Origin of the sequence: Mycobacteroides immunogenum (assembly GCF_001605725.1) — a bacterium.
Classification (GTDB): domain Bacteria; phylum Actinomycetota; class Actinomycetes; order Mycobacteriales; family Mycobacteriaceae; genus Mycobacterium; species Mycobacterium immunogenum.
Window position 1 is genome coordinate 5,550,600 of the sequence record NZ_CP011530.1, and the last position, 23,182, is coordinate 5,573,781.

Consider the following 23,182-nt stretch of genomic DNA (forward strand, 5'->3'; position numbering starts at 1 on the left):
GGCCATGTTCGCGGGAAACCGCAGCACCGTGGCGTACTCGGTGTTCGGTACCGGCGCGCTCGATATCGATGCTCTGGCAATCGCTTTCCGCGCGCTGTTGACGAGCTACCCGGTGCTGTCCGCGCACATCGTGCCCGTCGGGGCCGGTTACACGCTGCGACACGTTCCCCATCCGCCCGCACCGCAGGTGGGTACCCGCACCGCCCTACCCCGGTCTGGCTTCACCATCACCGACCCCGACGCGGTGTGTGCCGTCGATGCGGCCCAGAGCGGCAATGCCTTTCGCCTGACCTTGCTCACCCACCACAGCATCGCCGACGCGGGCGCCGCACTGAAATACCTGGACGTTCTGTGCTCGCTGTACACCCGTGTGATCACGACGGGATCACCCGGGACCATCCGCGCGCATCCTCTGGCCATCTCGCTGGAACAGTTCCTTGCCCTGCGCGGGTACGTCATACCCGAGCCCTGCGCGCCCGCCGCATCACGCTCCGAGGCGCCGGTCGACCCGACGGTCGTGGTCCGGCACGGGCGCACCCAGCTCGGGCATGAGCAGACCGCGCAGTTGTTCGACACGGCCCGTGCGGTCCGCCTGACCGTGCACGGAGTCGTGTGTGCCGCGATCCTGCTTGCCGCTCACGCGCTTTCACGATCACCGGACCCGGTCCCCTTTTGCCTGACGTCCTCGGTCGACCTACGTACCCGAACCGGCACACCCATCACCGCGGTGCAGGGCACGGTGATCCAGGGTGCCGACACCGCGGCTCTGACAGTCACCCCCGATGACGACCCGCTGCGCCTGGCTGGCGCGGTACTGGATTCCCTGGCCGGCGGCCTCGCGGATGGCGGTGTGCACCAAGCATTTCTGCGCAATCCGCTGCCGCGGCAGCCGTCGATCAAGAATCCGCTCATGGTGACGAACTGGGGACGGATACCGCCGCTACAGCTGCCCGAGGGACTACACGTCCATGATTTCCGCGCCACCGTGCGCGGTAGGCGTATTGGGCTGCGCGCCACAACTCTTCCGCCGAGCTTCTTCGTCACCACCTGCGACGGGCGACTCAGCCTCGATCATCCGGTATGGGTGGCCGATGAGTCCGATCCGACGCTCGCGTGGACGGCGGCGCTAGGGCGCGCCTTCGACCGGCTTCTCCGCTGACAGCCGCGCCGGGCCTAGTGTCCGGGCCGCATCGGCGACACCGTCCCTGTCCACATCGGTGAGCACGATGTCCCACCGACCGTCCCCCGTGGTGTCGACGTACACGGAATTACCCGGATCCGCGGCACTGAAAGCCCGTTCGGCGTGGCCGTCACCATCCGCGTCGATCAGCTGCTCGGGCTTGCCGTCCCCGTCGACATCGGCTGTGCCGCCGGGGTGTTCGGTGCCATCAAGACCGAACCAGCTGACCGACCCGCTTCGTTCCACGTGAAACGCCCACGTGCCCAGGCCATCATCGGTGAAGTAGGTCTCGGGCCTGCCGTCGTTGTCGATATCCAGCACGCTGTGGTCGGCCGAACCGTCGCCGTCGGAGTCCCACATCATGTCGTCGAACAGCCCGTCACCGTCGAAGTCCAGCCGCACCGCATCCATGATCCCGTCGCCGTCCAGGTCGGCGTTGGGTGGCGCGTCCCACGCGGTGACCACTCCGTCTCCCCCACCGAAGCAATAGTCCATATCCGATATGAGCCCCCGCCGGCGCCGGGCGTTCCGCCTTGTTCCGGCATGTGGATAACCCCGCAGACAGAAGGTGCGCTGATATCGGTGCATATCGGTAGGAGGAGATCGGCAGCGATTCGGTTCCATCCGTAGTCTCTGACCCCGTGGACGCCCCTACCCTCACCGTGCTGCTGGCCGCGGCATCCGCCGCCGGCTGGGTCGACGCGGTGGTGGGCGGCGGCGGCCTCATCCTCATCCCGGTACTCCTATTGATCTTTCCCGGCATGACCCCGGCCACCGCGCTGGGCACCAACAAGCTCACCGCGCTCTCGGGCACGGCATCGGCCGCCATTCGGCTCTTCCCCCGAACACCGCTGAACTGGCGCGCGTTGTTGGGAGCCTTCGTCGTCGCCGCGGCCTGCGCCAGCGTCGGCGCATACACCGCCTCGCGCCTACCGGTGTCGGTCTTCAAACCCGTGGTGCTGGTGCTGCTGCTGGCCGTGGGGGTATTCGTCGCGACGCGGCCCCAGTTCGGTACCGCGGCGCACACCTCTACCCGCACGAGGGCCACCACCCTGACCGCGCTGGCCATGGCCGCCATTGTCATCGCCTTCTACGACGGCATCATGGGCCCGGGCACCGGGACGTTCATGATCATCACGCTGACCGCCGTCGCCGGGATGACCTTCCTGGAAAGTTCGGCCACCGCCAAGGTGCTCAACTCGGGCACCAATGTCGGAGCGCTCATCGTCTTCGCCTCACAAGGGCATGTGCTGTGGCTGCTGGGCTTGGCCCTTGGCGTCGCGAACATCGCGGGAGCCCAGCTCGGCGCGCATATGGCGCTCGGTCGTGGCGCCGGTTTCGTCCGCGTGGTGCTGCTGGTGGTCGTCGTGGTGATGGTGGGCAAGCTCGGCTACGACATGCTCGGCTGAGCCCGCTTACGCGTCGCCCTGCTCGGCCCACCATTCCCGCAGCGCCTCGATCGCCTCGTCGTGATCGAGCGGGCCCCGCTCCAACCTGAGCTCCTTCAAGAACCGCCAGGCCTGCCCGATGATCGGCCCGGCCGGCACCCCCAGCAGCTCCATGATCTCGTTGCCGTCGAGGTCGGGCCGCACCCGCGCCAGATCCTCCTTGGCGGCCAGCTCGGCGATCCGCTCTTCCAGCCCGTCATAGTTGGCCTGCAGCCGGGCCGCCCGCCGCTTGTTGCGCGTCGTGCAGTCGGCCCGTACCAGCTTGTGCAGCCGCGGCAACAACGGACCGGCGTCGGTGACGTATCGGCGCACCGCGGAGTCGGTCCACTTCCCGTCGCCGTACCCGTGGAATCGCAGGTGCAGGTACACCAACTGCGAAACGTCCTCGACCATCTGCTTGGAGTACTTGAGCGCGCGCATTCGTTTGCGCACCATCTTGGCGCCGACCACCTCGTGGTGATGGAAGCTGACCCCGCCGCCATCCTCATGACGGCGGGTGGCGGGCTTACCGATGTCATGCAGCAGCGCCGCCCAGCGCAACACCAGGTCGGGCCCGTCGTCTTCGAGGTCCACCGCCTGCTCCAACACCGTGAGCGAATGCCGATAAACGTCCTTGTGCTGGTGATGTTCATCGATGGTCAGCTGCATCTCGCCCACCTCGGGCAGCACCACCGCACCCAGCCCGCTGTCCACCAACAGATCGATTCCCGCCACCGGATGCGCGCCCACGACCAACTTGTCCAGCTCGGTCTGCACCCGTTCAGCGGTGATCCGGCCCAGCTGACCGGCCATCGCGTGCAGCGCGTCCAGTACACGCGGCGCCACCGTGAAGCCCAGTTGGGAAACGAAACGGGCAGCGCGCAGCATGCGCAGCGGGTCGTCACCGAATGAGATCTCCGGGGCCGAAGGAGTGTCCAGCACCCCGGCGCGCAGCGCCTCGAGCCCGTTCAACGGGTCGCAGAAATCTCCGGGCCCGTCCGGGCCGATCTTCACCGCCATCGCGTTGACGGTGAAATCCCGGCGCACCAGATCGCCCTCAAGGGTGTCGCCAAAGACCACCTCGGGGTTGCGCGACTGCTGGTCATAGCTGTCGCTGCGGAAGGTCGTGATCTCCACCCGCTGCCCCTTGCGGGCCACCCCGATGGTGCCGAACGCGATCCCGGTGTCCCAGATGGCCTCGGCCCAGCCGGTGACCAGCTCCCGCACCTGTTCGGGGCGCGCATCGGTGGTGAAATCCAGGTCGGTGCCCAGCTTCCCCAGCACCGCGTCTCGGACACTGCCGCCCACCAGATACAGGCTGAAGCCTGCGGAATCAAAGAGTGCGCCCAACTCCGCGAGCATCTTCTTGTGCCGGTTCAGGGTCACCGCGGCGGTGGCCAGCAATTCGGCGGTCGGTATCGATTCGGGCACGTCGGGCAGCCTACCGGCGCGTATCGCAGGGGCTCTCAGTAGCGGGAACTACTATCACATGGGTGTCTGACTCCTCCGGCGGTTCCCGCACGGGTGGGTCGTCGGATGAACCGGGCTCGGAACCCGCCTCGGCGCGCGGCAGAGGGTCGCGCCGCGGTCGGCGCAACCGATCGCAAGGTCGTGCACAGGGCCGGGCGCAAAGCGCCAATACTCCGGCGCCCTCCCCGGCCGCTGAGGCTCCACATGCGGCCAACGGAACCAACGGCGCCACTGGAAAAGGCCGTGGCCGCGTCAAGGGCCGGCCTGCGGGCTCGGCGCTGCGCACGGTCCGTGAAACCTCGGCCGGTGGCCTGGTCATCGCCGGGATCGATGGCCCCAAGGACGATCAGGTGGCTGCCCTCATCGGGCGCACCGACCGGCGCGGCCGCATGCTGTGGTCACTGCCCAAGGGGCATATCGAGCAGGGCGAGACGGCCGAACAGACCGCCATCCGTGAGGTCGCCGAGGAGACAGGAATCCGGGGCAGCGTGCTCGCCGCGCTCGGCAGCATCGATTACTGGTTCGTCACCGAAGGCCGGCGCGTGCACAAAACGGTGCACCATTACCTGATGCGCTCCCTGGGCGGCGAGCTGTCCGATGACGATGTCGAGGTCACCGAGGTCGCCTGGGTGCCGCTCGAGGAGCTCCCCACCCGGCTCGCCTACGCCGATGAGCGACGGCTGGCCGAAGTCGCCGGTGATCTCATCGACAAGCTCCACACGGGCGGTCCGGCCGCTCTGCCTCCCTTGCCGCCCTCCGCACCACGACGCCGTCCTCAAACGCACTCCAGCACGCACAGGACACCGGGCCGACGATCCGGGCGCGGACAACAACAATGATCCGACCCACGCATCGCAACGCGACGCGTGTGGCGGCAGTACTTGCCGTCCTCGCGCTTGTCCTGCTCGGCGCACCGTGGTCCGCCCCACGCGCCCAGGCCTACCGTGACGGTCAGTTTCTCAAGGTTGTCATCGACGAGGTGAATCCGCAGACCGTCACCACCGTCGACTCGATGGTGACCATCCGGGGCACCGTCGCCAATGTCGGAGATCGCCCGGTCACCGATGTGGTGGTCCGCCTGGAGCGCGCCGATGCGGTGAGCTCTAGCGCCGACCTCCGCGCGAACCTGCACGGGCATCATGACCAGTACCGGCCAGTCGGCGAATTCGTCACCGTCGCAGGAACTCTCGAGCAGGGGCAGCAGCGCCCCTTCAGTCTCGCCTTCCCGCTGCGCGGGGGTACCGGGCCGAACTGGAACATCGAAACCCCCGGGGTCTATCCGGCGCTGGTCAACGTCAACGGCACCCCGGATTACGGAGCCGCCGCGCGCCTCGACGACGCCCGGTTCCTGCTACCGGTTCTCGGCGTCCCGCCGCCGACAAGCGCCGGATCCGAACCCGAAGTCGCTCCCGACACCTCCCGCCCGGTGGGCCTGACACTGCTGTGGCCGCTGGCCGATCGTCCACGGCTGGCGCCGGGTCAACCCGGCGGCCCGACGCCGGTGCGGCTGCTCGACGATCAGCTGGAGCGCTCGATTTCTCCCGGCGGGCGGTTGGACGCTCTACTAGGCGCCCTGGAGTTCGCGACCGAGCCCGCCGTCGACCCCAAGGGCGATCTCGCCCGCACGGTCTGTGTGGCGGTTGATCCCGATCTACTGGTGACCGTCAACGAGATGACGCAGAACTACCAGGTTCTCGACAACGCGGCCGATCCGGCCGGCCCCGTGCATCCCGGTACCGGGCAAGGGCTGGCCACCGCCTGGCTCGACCGGCTGCGCACCATGGCCAAACACATGTGTGTGACCCCCCTGCCCTATGCCCAGGCAAGTTTGGACGCGGTCGCCACGATGGCCGACGACGGCCTGGCCCATCAGGCCACCACCGGTGCCGCCGATGTGCTCGATCAGATTCTGGGAGTCGGCAGCCTGCGCGGCGCCACACTGCTGGGCGACAGCCAGCTCTCGGCGGCCGGCATAAACCTGCTCACCGCGCAGGGCCCGACCGTCGCGGTCGCTCCCCTGCCCCCGGTGCAGGAGACGCCGCCCGACTTCAATCCACGGCGAGTGTCCGACACGCTGGTCGCCGCTCCCTTTGACCCGTCGGTGGGCGCCGCACTGAGCGCCCTCGGACGGGACCCCACCACCCCCGACTATGTGCCCCAGTCGCTTCGCTTTGCCCTGCAACATGACTCGCGCGTCGCACGCATCCAGGACGCGCTGGGGGCCATGGCCTGGCAGGCGCTCAGTCCGCAGCAGACACCGCGCCAGGCGATCCTGCTGCCGGATGCCACCTGGGATCTGTCCGACGGCGAGGCCCGCTCGATCCTGTCCGCGACGTCCACGCTGCTGCATGCCGGTCTGGCGATGCCGCGCCCGCTGGCCACCGTCATCGGCGAGGCGCGGGCAGGTGCCCAGCCGAATCCGGTGGACGCTTCCTTTGGCGTGGACTCACCACAGGCCATCGATGACTGGGTATCGCAGGGCCTCGGCGACGAGGTGCGGCGGCTGTGGGGACTCACCGCGGCGCTGACGGCAGACGCGCGCACCGGGCTCACCGGCGCTCAGTACACCGACCCGCTGCGCCAGGACGCGTTGCGCGCGGTGAGTCAAAGCGTCCCCACCGATGCCCGTGACGACGCCGCGCGCGAACGCCTGGCCGCCATCAGACGCACGGTCGGTGATCTGTTCAACGCGGTCACCGTCGTCAATCCGGGCGGGTCATACACCCTGGCCACCGAACACAGCCCGCTGCCGCTGGTGCTGCGCAACGAGCTTCCGGTACCTATCCGGGTGACCCTGCGTGTCGAGACTCCCGCCGGTATGAGCGCGACAGACGTTGGGGTGCAGGAGATTCCGCCAGGATTTCTGCCGGTGAAGGTACCCGTGGAGGTCAACGTGTCGCAGCGGATGGCGGTGGACGTCACGCTGCACACACCCGATGGTCTGCCGTTGGGCGACCCGGTGCGTCTGTCGGTGCATTCCAACGCGTACGGCAAGCCACTGTTCTTCATCACCATCACCGCCGCCACCGTGCTGTTCGTCCTGACGGGCCGCCGCCTGTGGCACCGGTTCCGCGGCCAACCGGACCGCGCCGATCTGGACCGCGACGACGAAGGCTGGCAGCCGTGAGGCGGCCCCTGGACCCGCTGCCCGATCCCGAATCCGACGACACCATCGAGGAGCTGTCCGACGCGGCAGTCGTCGCACACTCAGGGTCGATGGCGGTGGCCACCCTGGTCAGCCGGATCACCGGATTCATCAAGCTGCTCCTGATCACCGCCGCGCTGGGCGCGGCGTCCGCCAGCGCGTTCTCGACCGCCAACCAGCTGCCCAACATCATTGCCGCGCTGGTGCTCGAGGCCACCTTCACCGCCATCTTCATCCCGGTACTCACCCGTGCCGAGCGCGAGGACGCCGACGGCGGTCAGGCCTTCATCCGCAAGCTGTTGACCATCGTCACCACGCTGCTGTTGGTGACTACCGCGCTCTCCGTGCTGGCCGCGCCCTTGCTTGCCTCGGTGTTGCTCGGCGCCGACACAAAGGTCGACGCGGCACTGACCACGGCGCTGGCATATCTGCTGCTGCCGCAGATCTTCTTCTACGGCCTTTCGTCGGTGTTCATGGCGATTCTCAACACCCGCAACGTATTCGGGCCGCCCGCCTGGGCCCCGGTATGGAACAACGTCGTCGCCATCGTCACCCTCGTCCTGTACTGGCTGATGCCCGGCGAGCTCACGATCAACCCGACACGGATGAGTGATCCGAAGCTCTTGGTGCTCGGTATCGGCACCACGCTGGGCGTGGTGACTCAGGCTCTGGTGTTGGTCCCGGCGATCCGTCGCCAACAGATCCCTATGCGCCCGCTGTGGGGGATCGACGACCGCCTGAAGCAGTTCGCCGGGATGGCGGCGGCCATGTTCGCCTACGTGGCGATCAGTCAGCTCGGCTTCGTGATCACCAACCGGATCGCCGCCGGCGCAGCCGATTCCGGTCCGATCATCTACAACCAGACCTGGATGATCCTGCAACTGCCGTACGGGGTGGTCGGGGTAACCATTCTGACGGCGATCATGCCGCGGCTCAGCCGCAACGCGGCGGCCGAGGACACCCCCGCCGTGCTCGGCGACATGGCGCTGGCCACCCGGCTGACCATGACCGTGCTGCTCCCGGTGGTGGCCGTGATGACCGTCTGCGGGCCGGCGATGGGTCCCGCACTGTTCGCCTACGGGAATTTCGGGCTCGGGTCCGCCCACTACCTGGGCTTGTCTATTTCGCTCTCCGCATTCACATTGGTCCCGTATGCTCTTGTGCTGCTACAACTTCGGGTGTTTTATGCACGCCACGAGGCATGGACACCCACGCTGATGATCATCGTGATCACAGCCGTCAAGATCATCGGCTCGGTCATCGCTCCCCACCTCACCGACGACCCCAGCCTGGTCGCGGCATATCTGGGTGCCGCCAACGGTCTCGGATTCGTCGCGGGTGCCATCTGTGGGTACCTGTTGTTGCGCCGCAGCCTGGGAGGCGCGGCGGGATCGCTCATCGGCCCGGACGTGGCCCGCACGGTGCTGGTCACGCTCGCCGCCTCGGCGACCGCCGCCGTCATCGGTGTGGGCCTCGACCGCGGCGTCGGCCTGGACCTGCTCACCGCGCGTGGCGGCGGTCCCGGCTCCATCCTGCGACTGGTCATCCTCGGCATCGTCATGCTGGCGGTGACCTTCGCCGTCATGGTTGCCGTCAAGCTTCCCGAGGCCCTGAGCGTGGTCGCCATGCTGCAACGCCGCCTGGGCGGCCGCCTCGGGACCGGCCCTCAAGATCACGCTTCGGTTATGGGCAACTCCCCCGAGCCAACCCTGCCGTACCCTGATTCGGGTGATCGAGTCGGCGGCAGCGATGCCGTCGAGTCGACAACCGCAAACAAACCAGCGCACGGGGGCGGTGCTGATACGAGAAAGGGCAGGGCTGTGACCGACACCCCGGGGTCATCGACTCGGCCAGTTTCCACCCAGTCCCCGTCGACGGGCCCACTTCCCACCTCCGTGAGGCCCGGTGCCAGCATCGCCAACGGCCGATACCGCCTGCTCACCTCGCACGGCGGTCCGGCCGGGCTGCAGTTCTGGCAGGCCACCGATACCGAGCTGAATCGGCCGGTGGCGCTCACGATCATCGACGGCGCCACCTTCAGTTCCGATCAGGTGCAGGACATCCTGTCGAACACGTTGCGGCTCAGCAAGATCGAGTCACCGGGCCTGGCCCGGGTGCTGGACGCGGTACATGAGGGCACCGGCGGCATCGTGGTCGCGCAGTGGGTCCGCGGCGGTTCGCTGCGCGAGGTCGCCGATACCGAGCCGTCCGCGGTAGGTGCCAGTCGCGCGATCCGGTCCCTGGCCGAGGCCGCCGACGCGGCCTTCGAGGCGGGGTCCGCGCTCAGCATCGACCACCCCGACCGGGTGCGCATCAGCATCGACGGGGACGCCGTTCTGGCCTTCCCCGCCACGTTGACCTCGGCCAGCGCCGACGAGGACGTGCACGGGCTGGGCGCCGCTCTCTATGCGCTGACCACTCGCCGCTGGCCGCTCGCCGAGACCGGCCAGCCCAGTGGCCTGCCCGCCGCCAATCGCGCTCCCGATGGCCTGCCGGTCGAGGCCCGCATCATCGTCCCCACCGTGCCCGACGAGATCTCCGATGTCGCGGCCCGCGCGCTGAGCGATGATCCCGGCTCTGCCGCCGATCTTCTCGACGGCCTGGAATCGGCCATCGCGAGCGTCGACCACACCACCATGCTCGAGCCCGCCGCCGCGGCTCCCACCCAGGCGTTCAACGTCAACCGTCGCCAAGGATTTGAGGCCCCGGCTGATTCCGCCGACGACGAGGAATATGACGACCTCGACGACGAGGATCCGGAGGAGGCCGCGCGTCACCGCAGGATCTTCCTGATCGGGCTGGGCGTCGTGGGTGTCTTGGTCATCGCGCTGTGCATCGCGCTCGGTGTCTGGGTCACACGGATCTTCGGTGACGTCGGACCGCTCGACAAGATCAACATCGGCATCGGCCTGCCGACGCAGTCCTCCAGTGCCGAGACGGCTAAGCCAGGTAGCCCGGCCAAGATCGTGCAGGCGACCGTCTTTCCCCCTGGCCCCGACGCCGACCAGCCCGGCAAGGCGGGGCTGGCAATCGATGGGAACCCTTCGACGTCGTGGACCACTGACACCTACACCCAAGCCGATCCCTTTCCAGACCTCTTCAAGCCCGGTGTGGGTCTGCTGCTGGATCTGCAGTCCCCCAGTGCTCTGAGCAGCGTCACCATCGAATCGCACAGTGTCGGAACGCAAGTGCAGATCCGCTCCGCCGACTCGGCCACCCCGGGCTCTCTGAATGACACCAAGGAGATCTCGGCAACCGCCACACTGCAGTCCGGCAAAACCACGATTCCCATCACCAGCAGCTCTCAGGTCTCGCATGTGCTGGTGTGGATCAACAAGCTGGGCGCGACCAACGGAGATCACCATGCGGAGCTCAGCGAAATCACGGTGTCAACTGCGTCCTAGCTGCACGATCGTCTGAGAGTCGACCCGTTACCGAAGGGGTTTCGGTAACGATCCACAGATTTCGGCGCTATATTTTTCGCGGTAGTTGAAACCCGATGGCAACCTAAGATCAGGGCGCTGAACTGGGGTTCAGGTTGGTCAGTTACGGATATCGCCGTTACGGATTGTTGAAAGTTGTATAACAGTTTGCTGTGGGGTGCCCTCGCGGTCGACGGCACCCCCCATTTTTGATTACTGTGCGCGTGTGGGCATGGTTCAGGGGGTTCTCACCGCTCCTCAACACTCGGACGCCGAGTTGTTGGCCGCTCATGTCGCCGGCGATCCCTCAGCTTTCGAACAGCTGTTCCGCCGCCACCACCGTCGGCTCTACCGACTGGCCCGGGCCACCAGCCGTACCCCCGAGGATGCCGCTGACGCGCTGCAGGAAGCGATGCTGTCGGCACACCGCGGAGCTGCCAATTTCCGCAATGACGCCGCCGTCACCAGCTGGTTGTACCGCATCGTGGTCAACGCCTGTCTGGACCGGATGCGCCGCAATAAGGCGCACAGCCCCATAGAGCTGGAAGAAGACGTCTACACCCTCGAGGATCCGTCGACCAATGTCGATACCTCGATCGTCATCCAGAAGGCCCTGCTGCGGCTGCCCGCCGAGCAGCGCGCCGCGGTTATCGCGGTCGACATGCAGGGATACTCGGTCGCCGATGCCGCTGAGCTGCTCGGTGTGCCCGAGGGCACGGTGAAGAGCCGTTGTGCGCGTGCCCGCGCACGGTTGGCCGTCGCCCTGCATTACCTGGACAAGGCCGGCTCGGTCGAACCGGAAACCATCGACTACTAACCGTGTATCAGCGTGTCACGATCCGCTCACCAATTGGGCAACGGCCGTGGCGGGCGGTAGCTGGATATGGGAACAATGAACACAAATGGTCAGCAACCAGCCGGGTGGTTCCGATGACGAAGGTAATCTCGACAAGGTGAACCTCGCCGAGGTGCCACTGTCAGTAGAGGTCTTGGCCGACCTCCACGCCGGTGTCTACGACACCGGCGATGCCGACGTGCTTAGGCAACGCGCAGACCAAGATCCGGGCGCTCGTCAGACGCTGGCAGCCCTCGATCAGGTGCGCGCCGAGTTGGTGGCTTGGCTGGATAGTCCCGCGCCCGAGGTGCCCGAGTCCGTTGTCGATGACATCGTTGCCGCATTACGCGCCGAGTCCGCCAAGCCCACGTTGCCCGCAGTAGCTGAAGGCTCCACACGGCCAGCCGACGCCAGTCTCAACCTGGTGACCGGGCCTGTCCCGCTGGACCATCGGCGGCGCCCCGCGGCAAAGCGCCGTTGGCTCGCCTACTCCGGGGCCGGGCTGGCCGCGGCGGCCTGCGTTGCCGTCGCGATCACCGTGGTCGCCCAGAATCACCAGCGCGCCGCACAGACCACCACGGCCATTGCCGGGCCTTCGCTGTCCCAGCAGATCGCACCCAAGACGGCCGCCCCGGTGGCGCCGGACTTGCCTGCGCAGGGCGCCATGGGCCAGACCCCCTTCCCGCTTTCCGGGAACGATGTCACCGCACTTGTGGGCCGTACACCCGCGTTTGGTGCTCTCGATGACGCCGCCCGGCGCGCATCCTGCCTCACCGGCCTCGGGCTCTCCGCCTCCACACCGGTGCTCGGCGCACAGACTCTCGATATCGATGGCCCCGCGGTGCTCATGGTGGTGCCCGCTGAGCGTCCGGGTGAGCTGCTTGCCGTGGCCGTGCGGCCCGGGTGCAGCCAGTCCGACCCGCAGCGAGTGGCCCAGACCCGAATCGGCGCGACACCCGGCCGGTAGATCTCCCACCGCCCGCCCGGCGTGGAACATCCCGCTCTAGGCTGTTGTTTCAGCATTCGCACGGCCTGTGGAATCAGGCAAACAGATCGCCTCAGAAGGGAACCGCATGTCTCAGGCTCCGTCCACCGGGACCGACTCGGATATCCACGAGCTCATCATCATCGGCTCGGGACCCGCTGGGTACACGGCGGCGGTCTACGCGGCCCGCGCACAGCTCAAGCCCATCGTTTTCGAGGGCACCCAGTTCGGTGGCGCCCTGATGACCACCACCGAGGTCGAGAACTACCCCGGCTTCCGCGAGGGAATCATGGGCCCCGATCTCATGGATCAGATGCGTGAGCAGGCCATCCGCTTCGGCGCCGACCTGCGCACCGAGGATGTCGATGAGGTGTCCCTGCGGGGCCCCGTCAAGACTGTCACGGTCGGTGACGAGGTCTACCGCGCCCGAGCCGTCATCTTGGCCATGGGAGCCGCACCGCGGTACCTGGGGGTTCCCGGCGAAGACACCCTGCTGGGCCGCGGCGTGAGCTCCTGCGCCACCTGCGACGGATTCTTCTTCAAGGACCAGGACATCGCCGTGATCGGCGGCGGCGACTCCGCCATGGAAGAAGCGACCTTCCTCACACGATTTGCCCGCAGCGTCACCCTGATACACCGCCGCGACGAGTTCCGCGCCTCCAAGATCATGCTGGAGCGCGCCTACTCGGATCCTAAGATCACAGTGCTCACGAACACCCGGATCGTCGAGGTTGAGGGCAGTGACTCGGTGACCGGTCTCAAGCTGGAGAACACCCTCACCGGTGAGGCCTCCCAGCTGCCCGTCACCGGTATGTTCGTCGCCGTCGGCCACGACCCACGCAGCGAACTCGTCAAGGACGTGGTAGACGTCGATCCCGACGGATACGTGCTGGTGCGTGATCGCAGCACCTACACCTCGCTGGAGGGAGTGTTCGCCGCCGGTGACCTGGTAGACCGCACCTACCGGCAGGCTGTCACCGCCGCCGGAAGCGGTTGTGCCGCAGCGATTGACGCCGAGCGCTGGCTTGCCGAGACGGCACATTCGCAGACCCTCATCGAGGCTTAGTCTCAACCGCCACTGATCAAAGGAGAACCATGAGCGACCGCGCGACCGTTACCGTCACCGATGACTCGTTCCAGGACGACGTTGTCTCCAGCAACAAGCCTGTGCTGGTGGATTTCTGGGCGACCTGGTGCGGGCCCTGCAAGATGGTGGCACCCGTGCTGGAGGAGATCGCGAAGGATCACGGTGAAGCGCTGACCATCGCCAAGCTCGATGTCGACGCCAACCCGGAGACCGCACGTGCGTTCCAGGTGACCTCGATCCCCACCCTGATCCTGTTCCAGAACGGTGAGGCCACCAAGCGGATCGTCGGCGCCAAGAGCAAGTCGGCGTTGCTGCGTGAGCTAGACGGCGTCGTCTAACCAGCCCAACATGGGTCACATAACCGGGCCGAGAGTTTCGCTCATCCCGTAGGCATCTGAGACAATGGTGCCGCCAGCGACGATCGGCAGCTCGTGCCGGGGTCGGTGGCGGTGCGGTTCCTCAGATAGGGCCGCGAAGGCGGCGAAAGGCGGAGTATGACGACAGGCGCGTCGAACATTCGCCACGGCGATCGAGGCCCGGCCGTCACCGAGGTGCGCGAAGTGCTGACGGCACTCGGGTTCCTGGAGGACCCCGATGAGGTGCTGGCCACCGGTCGGCACGTCATGGTGGATCGCTTCGACGCGACGCTGCACGACGCCGTGCGCGCGTTTCAGCAGTGCCGGGGCCTGTTAGTCGATGGCATCGTCGGTCCGGCGACCTATCGCACGCTGAAGGAAGCCTCCTACCGGCTCGGCGCACGCACGCTCTTTCACCAGTTCTCCGCACCGATGTACGGCGACGATGTGGCCACCCTGCAGAAACGTCTGCAGGATCTCGGCTTCTACACCGGGCTGGTCGATGGGAACTTCGGTTTGCAGACCTACAACTCGCTCATGTCGTACCAACGTGAGTACGGACTGACCGCGGACGGTATCTGCGGACCCGAGACCCTGCGCTCCTTCCAGTTGCTGGGTCGCCACGTGACTGGCGGCTCGGCGCACGCAATTCGTGAGACCGAACATGTTCGCAATGCCGGCCCGCAGTTGTCGGGCAAGCGCATCGTGATCGACCCCGGCCTCGGCGGTGCCGATCACGGCCGCATCGTGCCGGGTCGCGAAGGTCCCACCAGCGAAGCAGATATCTTGTGGGACTTGGCAAGTCGCCTTGAGGGCCGCATGACTGCGATCGGGATGGACACCTACATCTCGCGCGCCATCCAGAACAACCCCACCGATATCGAACGGGCAACCTACGCCAACAACGTGGGTGCCGATCTGATGATCAGCCTGCGCTTCGACTCGCACCCGACCGTCGCCGCCAGCGGGGTCGCGTCCTACCACTTCGGCAACCTGCACGGTTCGGTGTCCACCATCGGACATATGCTGGCCGACTTCATTCAGCGGGAAGTGGCGGCGCGCACCGGTTTACGCGACTGTCGGGCCCACGGCCGTACCTGGGATCTGCTTCGTCTCACCCGGATGCCTACCGTACAGGTCGACATCGGGTACATCACCTCCCCCAGCGATGTCTCCGTTCTCAGCTCCGCGCACTACCGCGATGTCGTGGCCGAGTCGATTCTGGCTGCCGTGAAGCGCGTATACCTGCTGGGCAAGAACGACCGTCCCACCGGCACATTCACCTTCGATGAGCTGCTGGCCCACGAATTGTCCGCCGGAAGCTAGTTTTCTCGCTTTCCCCCCGGTTGCCCGGCTTTCGTCACAGTGACGCGCCCGGTACCCCCTTCGGTGCACCCCTCGAGGAATACGTTCCGCTTTCCCTACGTTTTTCGCGTCTGTGAAGACTTTCACCGTGGGCGATGCAACCGTCACTCAGCTCACCGAATTAGATGTGTGGCCTATCAAACCGCGCGATTGGTACCCCGCTCTTACCGATGAGCAGCTCGCGTTTGTCCGCGCCACCTATGCGCCGTCGGCCGTCTCCATTGACGGTGCCGAACTTATCTTCGCCATCCACAACTATGTCATCGAGCTCGCGGGCACCGTTGTCATCGTCGACACCTGCTCAGGTAATCACAAGAACCGTCCGCTGTTTCCGGACCTTCATATGCTTGATACCGACTACCTGATCCGTCTCAAGCAAGCCGGATATACCCCCGAAGACGTCGATCTGGTGATCAACACCCATCTGCACCTGGACCACTGCGGTTGGAACACGCGGCTGATCGACGGCACGTGGCAGCCCACATTTCCCAACGCCCGCTACCTATTTCACCGCACCGAACTCAATTCCATTCGGTCCCAATGGGAATCAGCGCCTATCGATCACTGGGAGAACAACGGCGGTTGGGTGTACCAAGACAGCATTCTGCCGATCCTGGAGCGCGCACCGCATGATCTCGTCGCCTCTGGGCAAGTGCTCCACTCTCACGGCTCCACTCGCATCAGTACGGTCGATGCGGCCGGCCACACACCTGGGCACCTGGCCATTGAGATCGGCTCATCAGATGGCGGGCTACTCATTGCCGGTGACGCACTCCATCACCCCATGCAGGCACAGTTCCCGGACCTACCGTTCTATGCCGATGCCGATCCCCTGGAGGCGATCGCCACGCGCCACGCGCTACTCGAGCGCTGCGCCGACGAGAACCTCCGACTACTCACCGCACATTTCCCGGCGCACTCACCGCTGAGCGTGCGCCGCAGCGGTACCGGGTTTGACTGGGGTATCCGGGCGGATATCGGGTAGTGGCTCGAATTCCGTTGCGGCACCGCTAGAACGCGGCACCCACTACCGGTCCGGCACCGGCCGGCTGCGGGATTTGCACCGACTCGAGCAGCCGCTCCAGCGCTGCCTCCACTTCGGCCTTCCAGCCGAGCCCCCGATCCAGCTCCAACCGTAGCCGCGGGAAGTGCTGATGCGGCGCGACAACCGTGAAGCCAACATCCTTCAGGAAGTCCACGTCGATCATGCATTGCTCGATAGTGCACTCACCCAGCACATCTGGGGCTCCGGGATGGCGGGCCAACGAACCCTCACACATTCCCAGTGTTTCACTGGTGCGACCAAACGCCTCCAACGCGCGCACACCACGACGCACCAGTTCGGCGACCACATTGGCGATGATGCTATGCGGCAGGCCATCTGACTCGTGTCCCGGCTCCACCCCCAGTGAGGTCAACAGAATCGCATCGGCACTGACCGGCGCCGTGGGAAACAATCGCGCCCGGGGCACCACCCCGGGCGGTGCATAGAGCGCGTACCCCGCGGTTGTCGGGCGGGACTGCGGTCCCGTCACCGCAACCTGACCGCATGACCCCCACTCGAGCATGACCATTGACAGCCACGCCTCCTTTTCGAACTCGGGGTCCGATAGGTGCTGAGCATCGCCGACGGTAGCGGGGTCCACTTCCCAGAAGACACACCGCCGGGCATGCTTGGGCAGCTGCTCGAAACCATCGAGCCGCAGGGGAACGATCCGAGCCGACACTGGTTTAGTACGCCTCCACGTCTGGTCAACATGGTGCGCGGCACGCGTCATGCGTCCGGCAACCCTTCAAGGATATGCGAAATTTCTGGTTTGGCACCCGGCGGAGTGGTCACGATCCAGGGAAACAGCGGCGGCCGGCGCGACGATGGGCACCATCACACTGCCAAGCCGAAAGTCCTTAGTTTCCAACTGCTTTCAGAATCGCGGCGATGTTCGGCCGGTTCCACGTCACAGTGACGTTTCTCCCCTGTGGGCTAGGACGTTGCCTCGCCGGACATCAAATCGACAATTCGCTGCAAATCGTCGACCGAACCGAACTCGACAACGATCTTGCCCTTGCGCTTGCCTAGGCTCACCGTCACGCGTGTGTCGAATGTGCCGGACAGTCGTTCGGCGACATCCTGCAGGCCCGGCATCTGGATCGGCCTACGCCGCGGCGCGGGTTTGGGGGCATCGCTGCGATTGGCTAGCGTCACCGCCTCCTCCGCGGCACGCACCGACATCCCCTCCGCCACGATCCGGGCGGCAAGCTCTTCCTGTGCCTCGGCTCCGCTCTCCAGCGCAAGCAAGGCTCGCGCGTGCCCGGCCGACAGCACCCCCGCCGCGACGCGGCGCTGCACCGCGATCGGCAGACGCAGCAGCCGAATCATGTTTGAAATGACGGGTCGTGACCTACCGATTCGAGAGGCCAGTTCCTCGTGAGTAACCCCAAACTCATCGAGAAGCTGTTGGTAGGCGGCGGCCTCTTCCAAGGGGTTCAGCTGAGCGCGGTGAATGTTCTCCAGCAGCGCGTCGCGAAGCAGGTTGTCGTCCGCGGTCTCGCGCACGATCGCCGGAATGGTCTCCAATCCGGCTTCTTGCGTGGCGCGCCAACGCCGCTCCCCCATCACCAACTGATAGTCGCCGCCGTCGACAACTCGCACCACGATCGGCTGCATCACGCCGAATTCACGGATCGAGTGCACCAACTCGGCGAGCGCTTCCTCGTCGAAGACCTGGCGTGGCTGCTTGGGGTTCGGCTTGATCGCAGTCACCGGGATCTCGCGGTACACCGCACCGATATCTGCGGTGGGGGCAACAGCCGCGGCAGGGGCCACGGGCCCGCCCCCAATGACGACATCGGCCGCCGCGTCACCCAATCGGGGACCAGCCGGGGCCGGCGCGCCGTCCACAGGAGCGGTCGGAATGAGCGACGCCAGCCCGCGGCCGAGGCCGCCCTTACGCCGTGATGCTGCCGACTGACTCATCGATTACTTCTCCCTTTTCGCATCCACTCCGCACACGTGCTCATTTTTCCGTAGCGCACCCGACTCATTGTGGATCACTCGCCGACGGGCTCGGCCGCTGCGCGAGTTCACGCGCGGCGTCCAGGTAGCTCAGCGCACCACGTGAACCCGGGTCGTATTCAAGGACGCTGGTTCCGTAGCCCGGCGCCTCGGACACCTTGACGCTACGCGGGATGACCGAGCCCAATACCTTCGGACCGAAGTGGCTCCGCACCTCATCCGCCACTTGGTCGGCCAGCTTGGTCCGGCCGTCGTACATCGTCAGCAGAATCGTCGATACATGCAGCGCCGGGTTCAGATGAGCCTGGACCAGCTCGATGTTGCGCAGCAGCTGTCCCACACCTTCCAGCGCGTAGTACTCGCACTGGATAGGAATGAGTACCTCGTTGGCCGCGACGAGCGCGTTGACCGTCAGCAGACCCAGCGAGGGTGGGCAATCGATGAAGACGAAGTCGAACGCGTCGGCGGGCAGCGCGGCAATCGCTGTGCGCAGTCGCCCCTCGCGCGCGACCATCGAAACCAGCTCGATCTCGGCACCCGCGAGATCGATTGTCGCCGGAACGCAGAAGAGATGCTCGCTCTGCGGGCTGGACTGGATCGCATCCTGGATGGGGATCTCACCCAGGAGGACTTCGTAGGAAGACGGGGTACCGGCGCGATGGTCGGCGCCCAGTGCGGTACTTGCGTTGCCCTGCGGGTCGAGGTCGATCACCAGAACGTTCAGGCCTTGCAGCGCCATGGCCGCAGCGAGGTTCACCGCGGTCGTGGTCTTGCCGACGCCGCCCTTCTGATTGGCGATCGTCAGCATCCGCCGTTGCGCCGGCTTCGGCAGCCGGACCGATCCCTGCTTCAACTGAGTCGCACGCTGTGCCGCTGCGCCAATCGGAGTCTCGGACTCCACGAACTCAGTGGGCGCTCGATGACCGCCGCTCGCCGCGCCGGTTTCACGTGAAACATCGTCGGTGTTGGGTGCGCTTCGCCCGAGGGTCTCATCGCTACTCACTGTCGTCTCCTTGATCGGATGCTCATCGGCTCCGCCTCCGCGAACCGCCGCGGGAGCTTCCCCGCCTACGGTCTCCGTCGCATTCTTTCCGCCGCGCGACCACCACCGTGGTGGGCGAATCGAGGTACCGCGTGCCACACTGCACCACCCTCACATCGTCGGCGCCGAGCGGACCCAGCGCACTGCCGTACTGCTGTACTTCTTCGTCTGCGCGATCACCTTTGATCGCTAACATCCGTCCGCCGATCCGCGTCAAGGGAAGCGACCAGCGGGCGATCTTGTCCAGTGCTGCGACAGCTCGGGACGTCACCACGTCCGCCCCACCAACCTCGGCGATGACGCCCGGCTCCTCTGCCCGACCCCTTACCACCGACACATTGGTCAGCCCCAGCTGCTCGATCATTTCACGGAGGAACTCAGTGCGGCGCAGCATCGGCTCGACCAGAACGATATCGACGTCCGGGCGCGCAATACCTACTGGAATACCCGGTAGGCCCGCGCCGCTCCCGACGTCAATTACGCGCTCCCCGGTCTCGAGTAACTCACCAAGGACGGCGCTATTAAGAATGTGGCGCCCCCACAATCGGTCGGTCTCGCGGGGTCCGATCAGACCTCGCTCCACACCGATCGTGGCGAGCGCCTCGACGTACTCAACCGCTAGCGGAAGCCGCTCACCGAAGATGTCGGCAGCGGCCTCCGGCACCGGGAGGGTCTCGCCGTGTTTCACGTGAAACATTCCTCCCGGAGCGCGGCCACAGAATTACATGGATGAGATTTGTTTGTGTCAGTCGTGCAGGACGACGACGCGGCGCGACGGCTCCACGCCCTCGCTCTCGCTGTGCACACCGTCGACAGCGGCCACAGCGTCGTGCACGATCTTTCGCTCGAACGGCGTCATCGGGGCGAGCTCTTCGCGCTCGCCGGACTCGAGCACCTGCTGAGCGATCTTGGTACCCAGCGCAGCGAGCTCGTCGCGACGCCGCCCACGCCAGTTGGCGATGTCCAGCATCAGGCGGCTGCGTTCACCGGACTTCTGCTGAACCGCCAGCCGCGTCAGCTCCTGAAGCGCGTCCAGCACCTCGCCCTTGCGGCCAACGAGCTTCGACAGATCGCTGCCGCCATCGATGCTGACAATCGCGCGGTCGCCTTCGACGTCCAGATCGATATCGCCATCGAAGTCGAGGAGATCCAGCAGCTCCTCCAAGTAGTCGCCGGCGATCTCGCCCTCGGCAACCAGACGCTCTTCGAGATCGGCCGTACGCGGCTCGGCCTCGGGTGCGACGGCGGCCTCGGCCGTGGTCTCTTCGGCTTGAGTGTCCAGATCGGTCATCGTTCTTCTCCCTCTGTCACGCCCGTACAGAATCGCGGGCGGTTAGCGCTTGCGGCGACGATCGGGCCGCGCACCCGGCTTCGGGGTACGGCTCGTCGTGCCTGATCCATTTGTTGAGTCCGGGGAAGCCTGTCCCCCGTTGTCCTCGTCCGTACCGTCGGACTCCACGATTTCGGTACTACCCGAGTCGTCTGCTTGTTTGACGGGCTGGTTCTTTCCACGGGTCGGCTTGGCACCCGGCTTCGGGGCGTTGGCTGCTCGCCGCTCCAGATCCGCTTGCTTCTTCTCTTCTTCTTCCTTGGCGATGTGGTTGAAGACGTAGTGCTGCTGCCCGAACGTCCAGATGTTGTTGGACACCCAGTAGAGGATGATCGCGATGGGCAGGAACGGCCCACCGACAACGACGCCGAGGGGGAACACGTACAGCGCCAGCCGGTTCATGATCTGGGTCTGCGGGTTGGCCTGGGCCTCGGGGCTCTGCCGCGCGATGGAAGCCCGGCTGTTGAAGTACGTGGCGATACCCGCGATGAGCATCAGCGGTATGGCCACACCCGCGACGGCGAGCCGATTGAATTCGGTGAACGCGTCCAGACCATTGGTCTGAATCATCGTGGCACCCAACGGTGCGCCGAACAGGTTGGCATCCAGGAAGTTGGCGACGTCGCCGGCACTGAAAACGTAGTTACCGGTCGCCCGGTTCTCCGCCACCGACATGTGCACCTGGCCGAAACCGCCGACCGTTCGGTTGAAGGATCGCAGCACATGGAACAGACCCAGGAAGACCGGGATCTGTGCCAGCATCGGCAGACATCCGAGGATCGGGTTGAACCCGTGCTCGCGCTGTAGCTTCTGCATCTCCAGCGCCATCCGCTGGCGATCATTCTTGTACTTCTTTTGCAGCGCCTTGATCTGCGGCTGCAGCTCCTGCATCTGCCGGGTGGTCCGGATCTGCCTGACGAAGGGCTTGTACAGAATCGCTCGCAGGGTGAACACCAGGAACATCACCGACAGCGCCCAAGCGAAGAAATTCTTGGGGCCCAATAGGTACGCGAACAGCTTGTACCAAACCCACATGATCGCCGAGACCGGGTAATAGATGAACCCGAGGCTGAACCAATCAAACATCCGCTGTGCTCCTCCGCACGCTCACGTGCTCTCCGCCCCGACTATCTGGATCCCCGTGCTTGGTATGGCGTTCCGGTATCGGATCCCATCCACCGTGGTGCCACGGTCCACATTTCAGAAGCCGAATGCTGGCCAACCAGCCACCGCGGATCAGTCCGTGCACGCTCAACGCCTCGACCGCGTATTGGCTACAGGTCGGCATGAATCGGCAACTCGGTAGCCGCATCGGCGAGATCCAGGTCTGGTACAGACGGATCAGAAAGATCACGGCGCGCGCCGGCCGACTTCTCATGGCCGCCGCTCTGCTGCCGGTTCCTGCCGTCGTGCCGACCGATCGATTCCGTCGCGCAGTTGCTGTCGCAGACTTGCCGAGAGTGCGCTACCGCTACTGGGCAGCGCCCTGATGACCATGCGGTCTACCGGCTCAAGTTGAGGAAGCAGCTCTGCGGCAGCGTGCCGGAGCCTGCGCGACACTCGATGCCGCACGACTGCACTGCCCACTGACTTTCCGACGATCAGCCCTACTTTGGGGCCTTCGACCTGATCAACGGTGGCACCCACACAGCCACGCTGGAGGTGAATCACCAAGTCCGCGTGGGCACTTCGTACTCCACGCTTGACGGTCTGTCGGAATTCGGATGATTTGGTCATCCGGTGTCGAGTCGGCAACACCGACTACTGCCCGCGCCCGAGACTCAGGCGGTCAGTTCGCGACGACCCTTACGACGCCGGCCGGCAATGATGGCGCGACCCGCGCGGGTGCGCATGCGCAACCGGAAACCGTGGGTACGTGCGCGACGCCGATTGTTTGGCTGGAAGGTCCGCTTGCCCTTTGCCACCGCTCTTACTCCTTTATATCCATCACGTGCTCAACGAACACCACTCACGCCGCCAATTCACGACGCATGCGATGTGCTGAGACGCATCAGTCCGTTGGTACTTCTCACTCGCCACCGGCGCGGTACCTACGGAATCCTGGGTTTCATCCCTGATGACGTGCGGGTCGCGGCCGTGTCGCCAACGTTCGGGCGACTGTTTGAGGGTACTGACCTGCTCGGCGCCGGTCAAACTGATCACAACCGTCACATCCGTATCCCCTCTCCACAAGAGTCTGTCACCTCCACGAAAGTTGTCATCCATGTCGTCGGATCGGTTGGCGGGGCGATACAAAAACTGTTAGCTTCTGCGAATGCCGTTTCCACCGGGCGCATGCATCGGAACCATCCACACTGGTCGATGCCGATCGCGGTCGGACACCGACTAGCCGGTTCCCGGAACAGGTGATCCGAAACGATCTCCTGGTATACGCACAATGACCACCATGGGGGTGGTCGGCTTTGTTGTCCACAGCTGTGGATAACCGTGTGGAAACCCACGACCGATCATTGAAAAGGGGCTAATGTCGACGTGTCCCCTACCACCCAGAGAGATGCTCGCCG

The 23,182-nt window shown here is 65.6% G+C and carries 22 protein-coding genes and 1 pseudogene; 12 read left to right on the forward strand and 11 right to left on the reverse strand.

The window, feature by feature from the left end; all coding sequences use genetic code 11:
• Window positions 1-4 precede the first annotated feature (4 nt).
• Window positions 5-1,159 (forward strand): phthiocerol/phthiodiolone dimycocerosyl transferase family protein, encoded by a 1,155-nt coding sequence (locus tag ABG82_RS27295; protein WP_043078251.1) that lies wholly within the window; start codon window positions 5-7, stop codon window positions 1,157-1,159.
• Here ABG82_RS27295 and ABG82_RS27300 read toward each other — a convergent pair.
• Window positions 1,127-1,675 carry a hypothetical protein gene (locus ABG82_RS27300; RefSeq protein WP_043078179.1) on the reverse strand — a complete coding sequence of 183 codons (549 nt, stop codon included), beginning with the start codon at window positions 1,673-1,675 and terminating at the stop codon, window positions 1,127-1,129. The genes ABG82_RS27295 and ABG82_RS27300 overlap by 33 nt on opposite strands.
• A 167-nt stretch (window positions 1,676-1,842) precedes the next feature.
• Between ABG82_RS27300 and ABG82_RS27305 the strand changes: the two genes are divergently transcribed.
• Window positions 1,843-2,589 carry a sulfite exporter TauE/SafE family protein gene (locus ABG82_RS27305; protein WP_043079374.1) on the forward strand — a complete coding sequence of 249 codons (747 nt, stop codon included), beginning with the start codon at window positions 1,843-1,845 and terminating at the stop codon, window positions 2,587-2,589.
• Between the two features lie 6 nt (window positions 2,590-2,595).
• On the opposite strand, the gene ABG82_RS27310 is transcribed toward ABG82_RS27305, so the two are convergent.
• Entirely contained in the window at window positions 2,596-4,038 is a 1,443-nt protein-coding gene (locus ABG82_RS27310) for a CCA tRNA nucleotidyltransferase (RefSeq protein WP_043079313.1), read from the reverse strand.
• 62 nt (window positions 4,039-4,100) lie between these two features.
• On the opposite strand from ABG82_RS27310, the gene ABG82_RS27315 reads away from it, so the two are divergent.
• The 9 genes from ABG82_RS27315 to ABG82_RS27355 all read left to right on the forward strand — a co-directional run bounded on the left by ABG82_RS27315 (window position 4,101) and on the right by ABG82_RS27355 (window position 16,257).
• A complete protein-coding gene (locus ABG82_RS27315; protein ID WP_043079314.1) occupies window positions 4,101-4,916 on the forward strand; it encodes an NUDIX hydrolase in 816 nt (271 codons plus the stop codon).
• Entirely contained in the window at window positions 4,913-7,204 is a 2,292-nt protein-coding gene (locus ABG82_RS27320; protein ID WP_043079315.1) for a DUF6049 family protein, read from the forward strand. The genes ABG82_RS27315 and ABG82_RS27320 overlap by 4 nt, the downstream gene beginning before the upstream one ends.
• The gene (locus tag ABG82_RS27325) at window positions 7,192-10,626 is read left to right on the forward strand and encodes a lipid II flippase MurJ (RefSeq protein WP_062826728.1); all 3,435 of its coding nucleotides are present in this window, start codon (window positions 7,192-7,194) and stop codon (window positions 10,624-10,626) included. Before ABG82_RS27320 ends, ABG82_RS27325 begins: the two co-directional genes overlap by 13 nt.
• Window positions 10,627-10,870: 244 nt before the next feature.
• Window positions 10,871-11,461 (forward strand): RNA polymerase sigma factor SigM, encoded by a 591-nt coding sequence (gene sigM / locus ABG82_RS27330; protein ID WP_407661846.1) that lies wholly within the window; start codon window positions 10,871-10,873, stop codon window positions 11,459-11,461.
• A gap of 85 nt (window positions 11,462-11,546) precedes the next feature.
• A complete protein-coding gene (locus tag ABG82_RS27335; protein ID WP_043079318.1) occupies window positions 11,547-12,446 on the forward strand; it encodes a hypothetical protein in 900 nt (299 codons plus the stop codon).
• Between the two features lie 106 nt (window positions 12,447-12,552).
• A complete protein-coding gene (trxB, locus tag ABG82_RS27340; RefSeq protein ID WP_043079319.1) occupies window positions 12,553-13,530 on the forward strand; it encodes a thioredoxin-disulfide reductase in 978 nt (325 codons plus the stop codon).
• Window positions 13,485-13,889: a thioredoxin gene (gene trxA / locus ABG82_RS27345; protein WP_407661896.1), complete on the forward strand. Its 405-nt coding sequence runs from the start codon at window positions 13,485-13,487 to the stop codon at window positions 13,887-13,889. Before trxB ends, trxA begins: the two co-directional genes overlap by 46 nt.
• A gap of 156 nt (window positions 13,890-14,045) precedes the next feature.
• Window positions 14,046-15,233, forward strand: coding sequence for an N-acetylmuramoyl-L-alanine amidase (locus tag ABG82_RS27350; RefSeq protein WP_043079321.1), 1,188 nt, complete (start codon window positions 14,046-14,048; stop codon window positions 15,231-15,233).
• Between the two features lie 112 nt (window positions 15,234-15,345).
• A complete protein-coding gene (locus ABG82_RS27355) occupies window positions 15,346-16,257 on the forward strand; it encodes an MBL fold metallo-hydrolase (RefSeq protein WP_043079322.1) in 912 nt (303 codons plus the stop codon).
• A 25-nt stretch (window positions 16,258-16,282) separates the two neighbouring features.
• Here the strand turns inward: ABG82_RS27355 and ABG82_RS27360 are convergent, their stop codons facing one another.
• From ABG82_RS27360 to rpmH, 9 genes are all read right to left on the reverse strand, one after another.
• The gene (locus ABG82_RS27360) at window positions 16,283-16,999 is read right to left on the reverse strand and encodes a hypothetical protein (RefSeq protein ID WP_043079323.1); all 717 of its coding nucleotides are present in this window, start codon (window positions 16,997-16,999) and stop codon (window positions 16,283-16,285) included.
• A 254-nt stretch (window positions 17,000-17,253) separates the two neighbouring features.
• Complete coding sequence (locus tag ABG82_RS27365; protein WP_043079324.1) at window positions 17,254-18,246, reverse strand: ParB/RepB/Spo0J family partition protein; 993 nt, start codon at window positions 18,244-18,246, stop codon at window positions 17,254-17,256.
• Between the two features lie 64 nt (window positions 18,247-18,310).
• The gene (locus ABG82_RS27370) at window positions 18,311-19,186 is read right to left on the reverse strand and encodes a ParA family protein (protein ID WP_043079375.1); all 876 of its coding nucleotides are present in this window, start codon (window positions 19,184-19,186) and stop codon (window positions 18,311-18,313) included.
• Window positions 19,187-19,310: 124 nt separating this feature from the next.
• Window positions 19,311-20,024 carry a 16S rRNA (guanine(527)-N(7))-methyltransferase RsmG gene (gene rsmG, locus ABG82_RS27375; RefSeq protein ID WP_043079325.1) on the reverse strand — a complete coding sequence of 238 codons (714 nt, stop codon included), beginning with the start codon at window positions 20,022-20,024 and terminating at the stop codon, window positions 19,311-19,313.
• Between the two features lie 48 nt (window positions 20,025-20,072).
• On the reverse strand, window positions 20,073-20,618 hold the full coding sequence (locus ABG82_RS27380; protein ID WP_043079326.1) for a Jag family protein: 546 nt from the start codon (window positions 20,616-20,618) through the stop codon (window positions 20,073-20,075).
• Window positions 20,619-20,660: 42 nt separating this feature from the next.
• Window positions 20,661-21,743 carry a membrane protein insertase YidC gene (gene yidC / locus ABG82_RS27385; RefSeq protein WP_043079327.1) on the reverse strand — a complete coding sequence of 361 codons (1,083 nt, stop codon included), beginning with the start codon at window positions 21,741-21,743 and terminating at the stop codon, window positions 20,661-20,663.
• Window positions 21,736-22,035, reverse strand: a complete 300-nt coding sequence (gene yidD / locus ABG82_RS28080) for a membrane protein insertion efficiency factor YidD (protein WP_078343406.1) — start codon at window positions 22,033-22,035, stop codon at window positions 21,736-21,738. Before yidD ends, yidC begins: the two co-directional genes overlap by 8 nt.
• Window positions 22,032-22,415 carry a ribonuclease P protein component gene (gene rnpA / locus ABG82_RS28085; RefSeq protein ID WP_078343405.1) on the reverse strand — a complete coding sequence of 128 codons (384 nt, stop codon included), beginning with the start codon at window positions 22,413-22,415 and terminating at the stop codon, window positions 22,032-22,034. Before rnpA ends, yidD begins: the two co-directional genes overlap by 4 nt.
• 23 nt (window positions 22,416-22,438) lie before the next feature.
• Window positions 22,439-22,582, reverse strand: coding sequence for a 50S ribosomal protein L34 (rpmH, locus tag ABG82_RS27395; RefSeq protein ID WP_005072119.1), 144 nt, complete (start codon window positions 22,580-22,582; stop codon window positions 22,439-22,441).
• A 73-nt stretch (window positions 22,583-22,655) separates the two neighbouring features.
• On the opposite strand from rpmH, the pseudogene ABG82_RS28090 reads away from it, so the two are divergent.
• Window positions 22,656-23,059, forward strand: a pseudogene (locus ABG82_RS28090) (hypothetical protein).
• The last annotated feature ends 123 nt before the right edge of the window (window positions 23,060-23,182 follow it).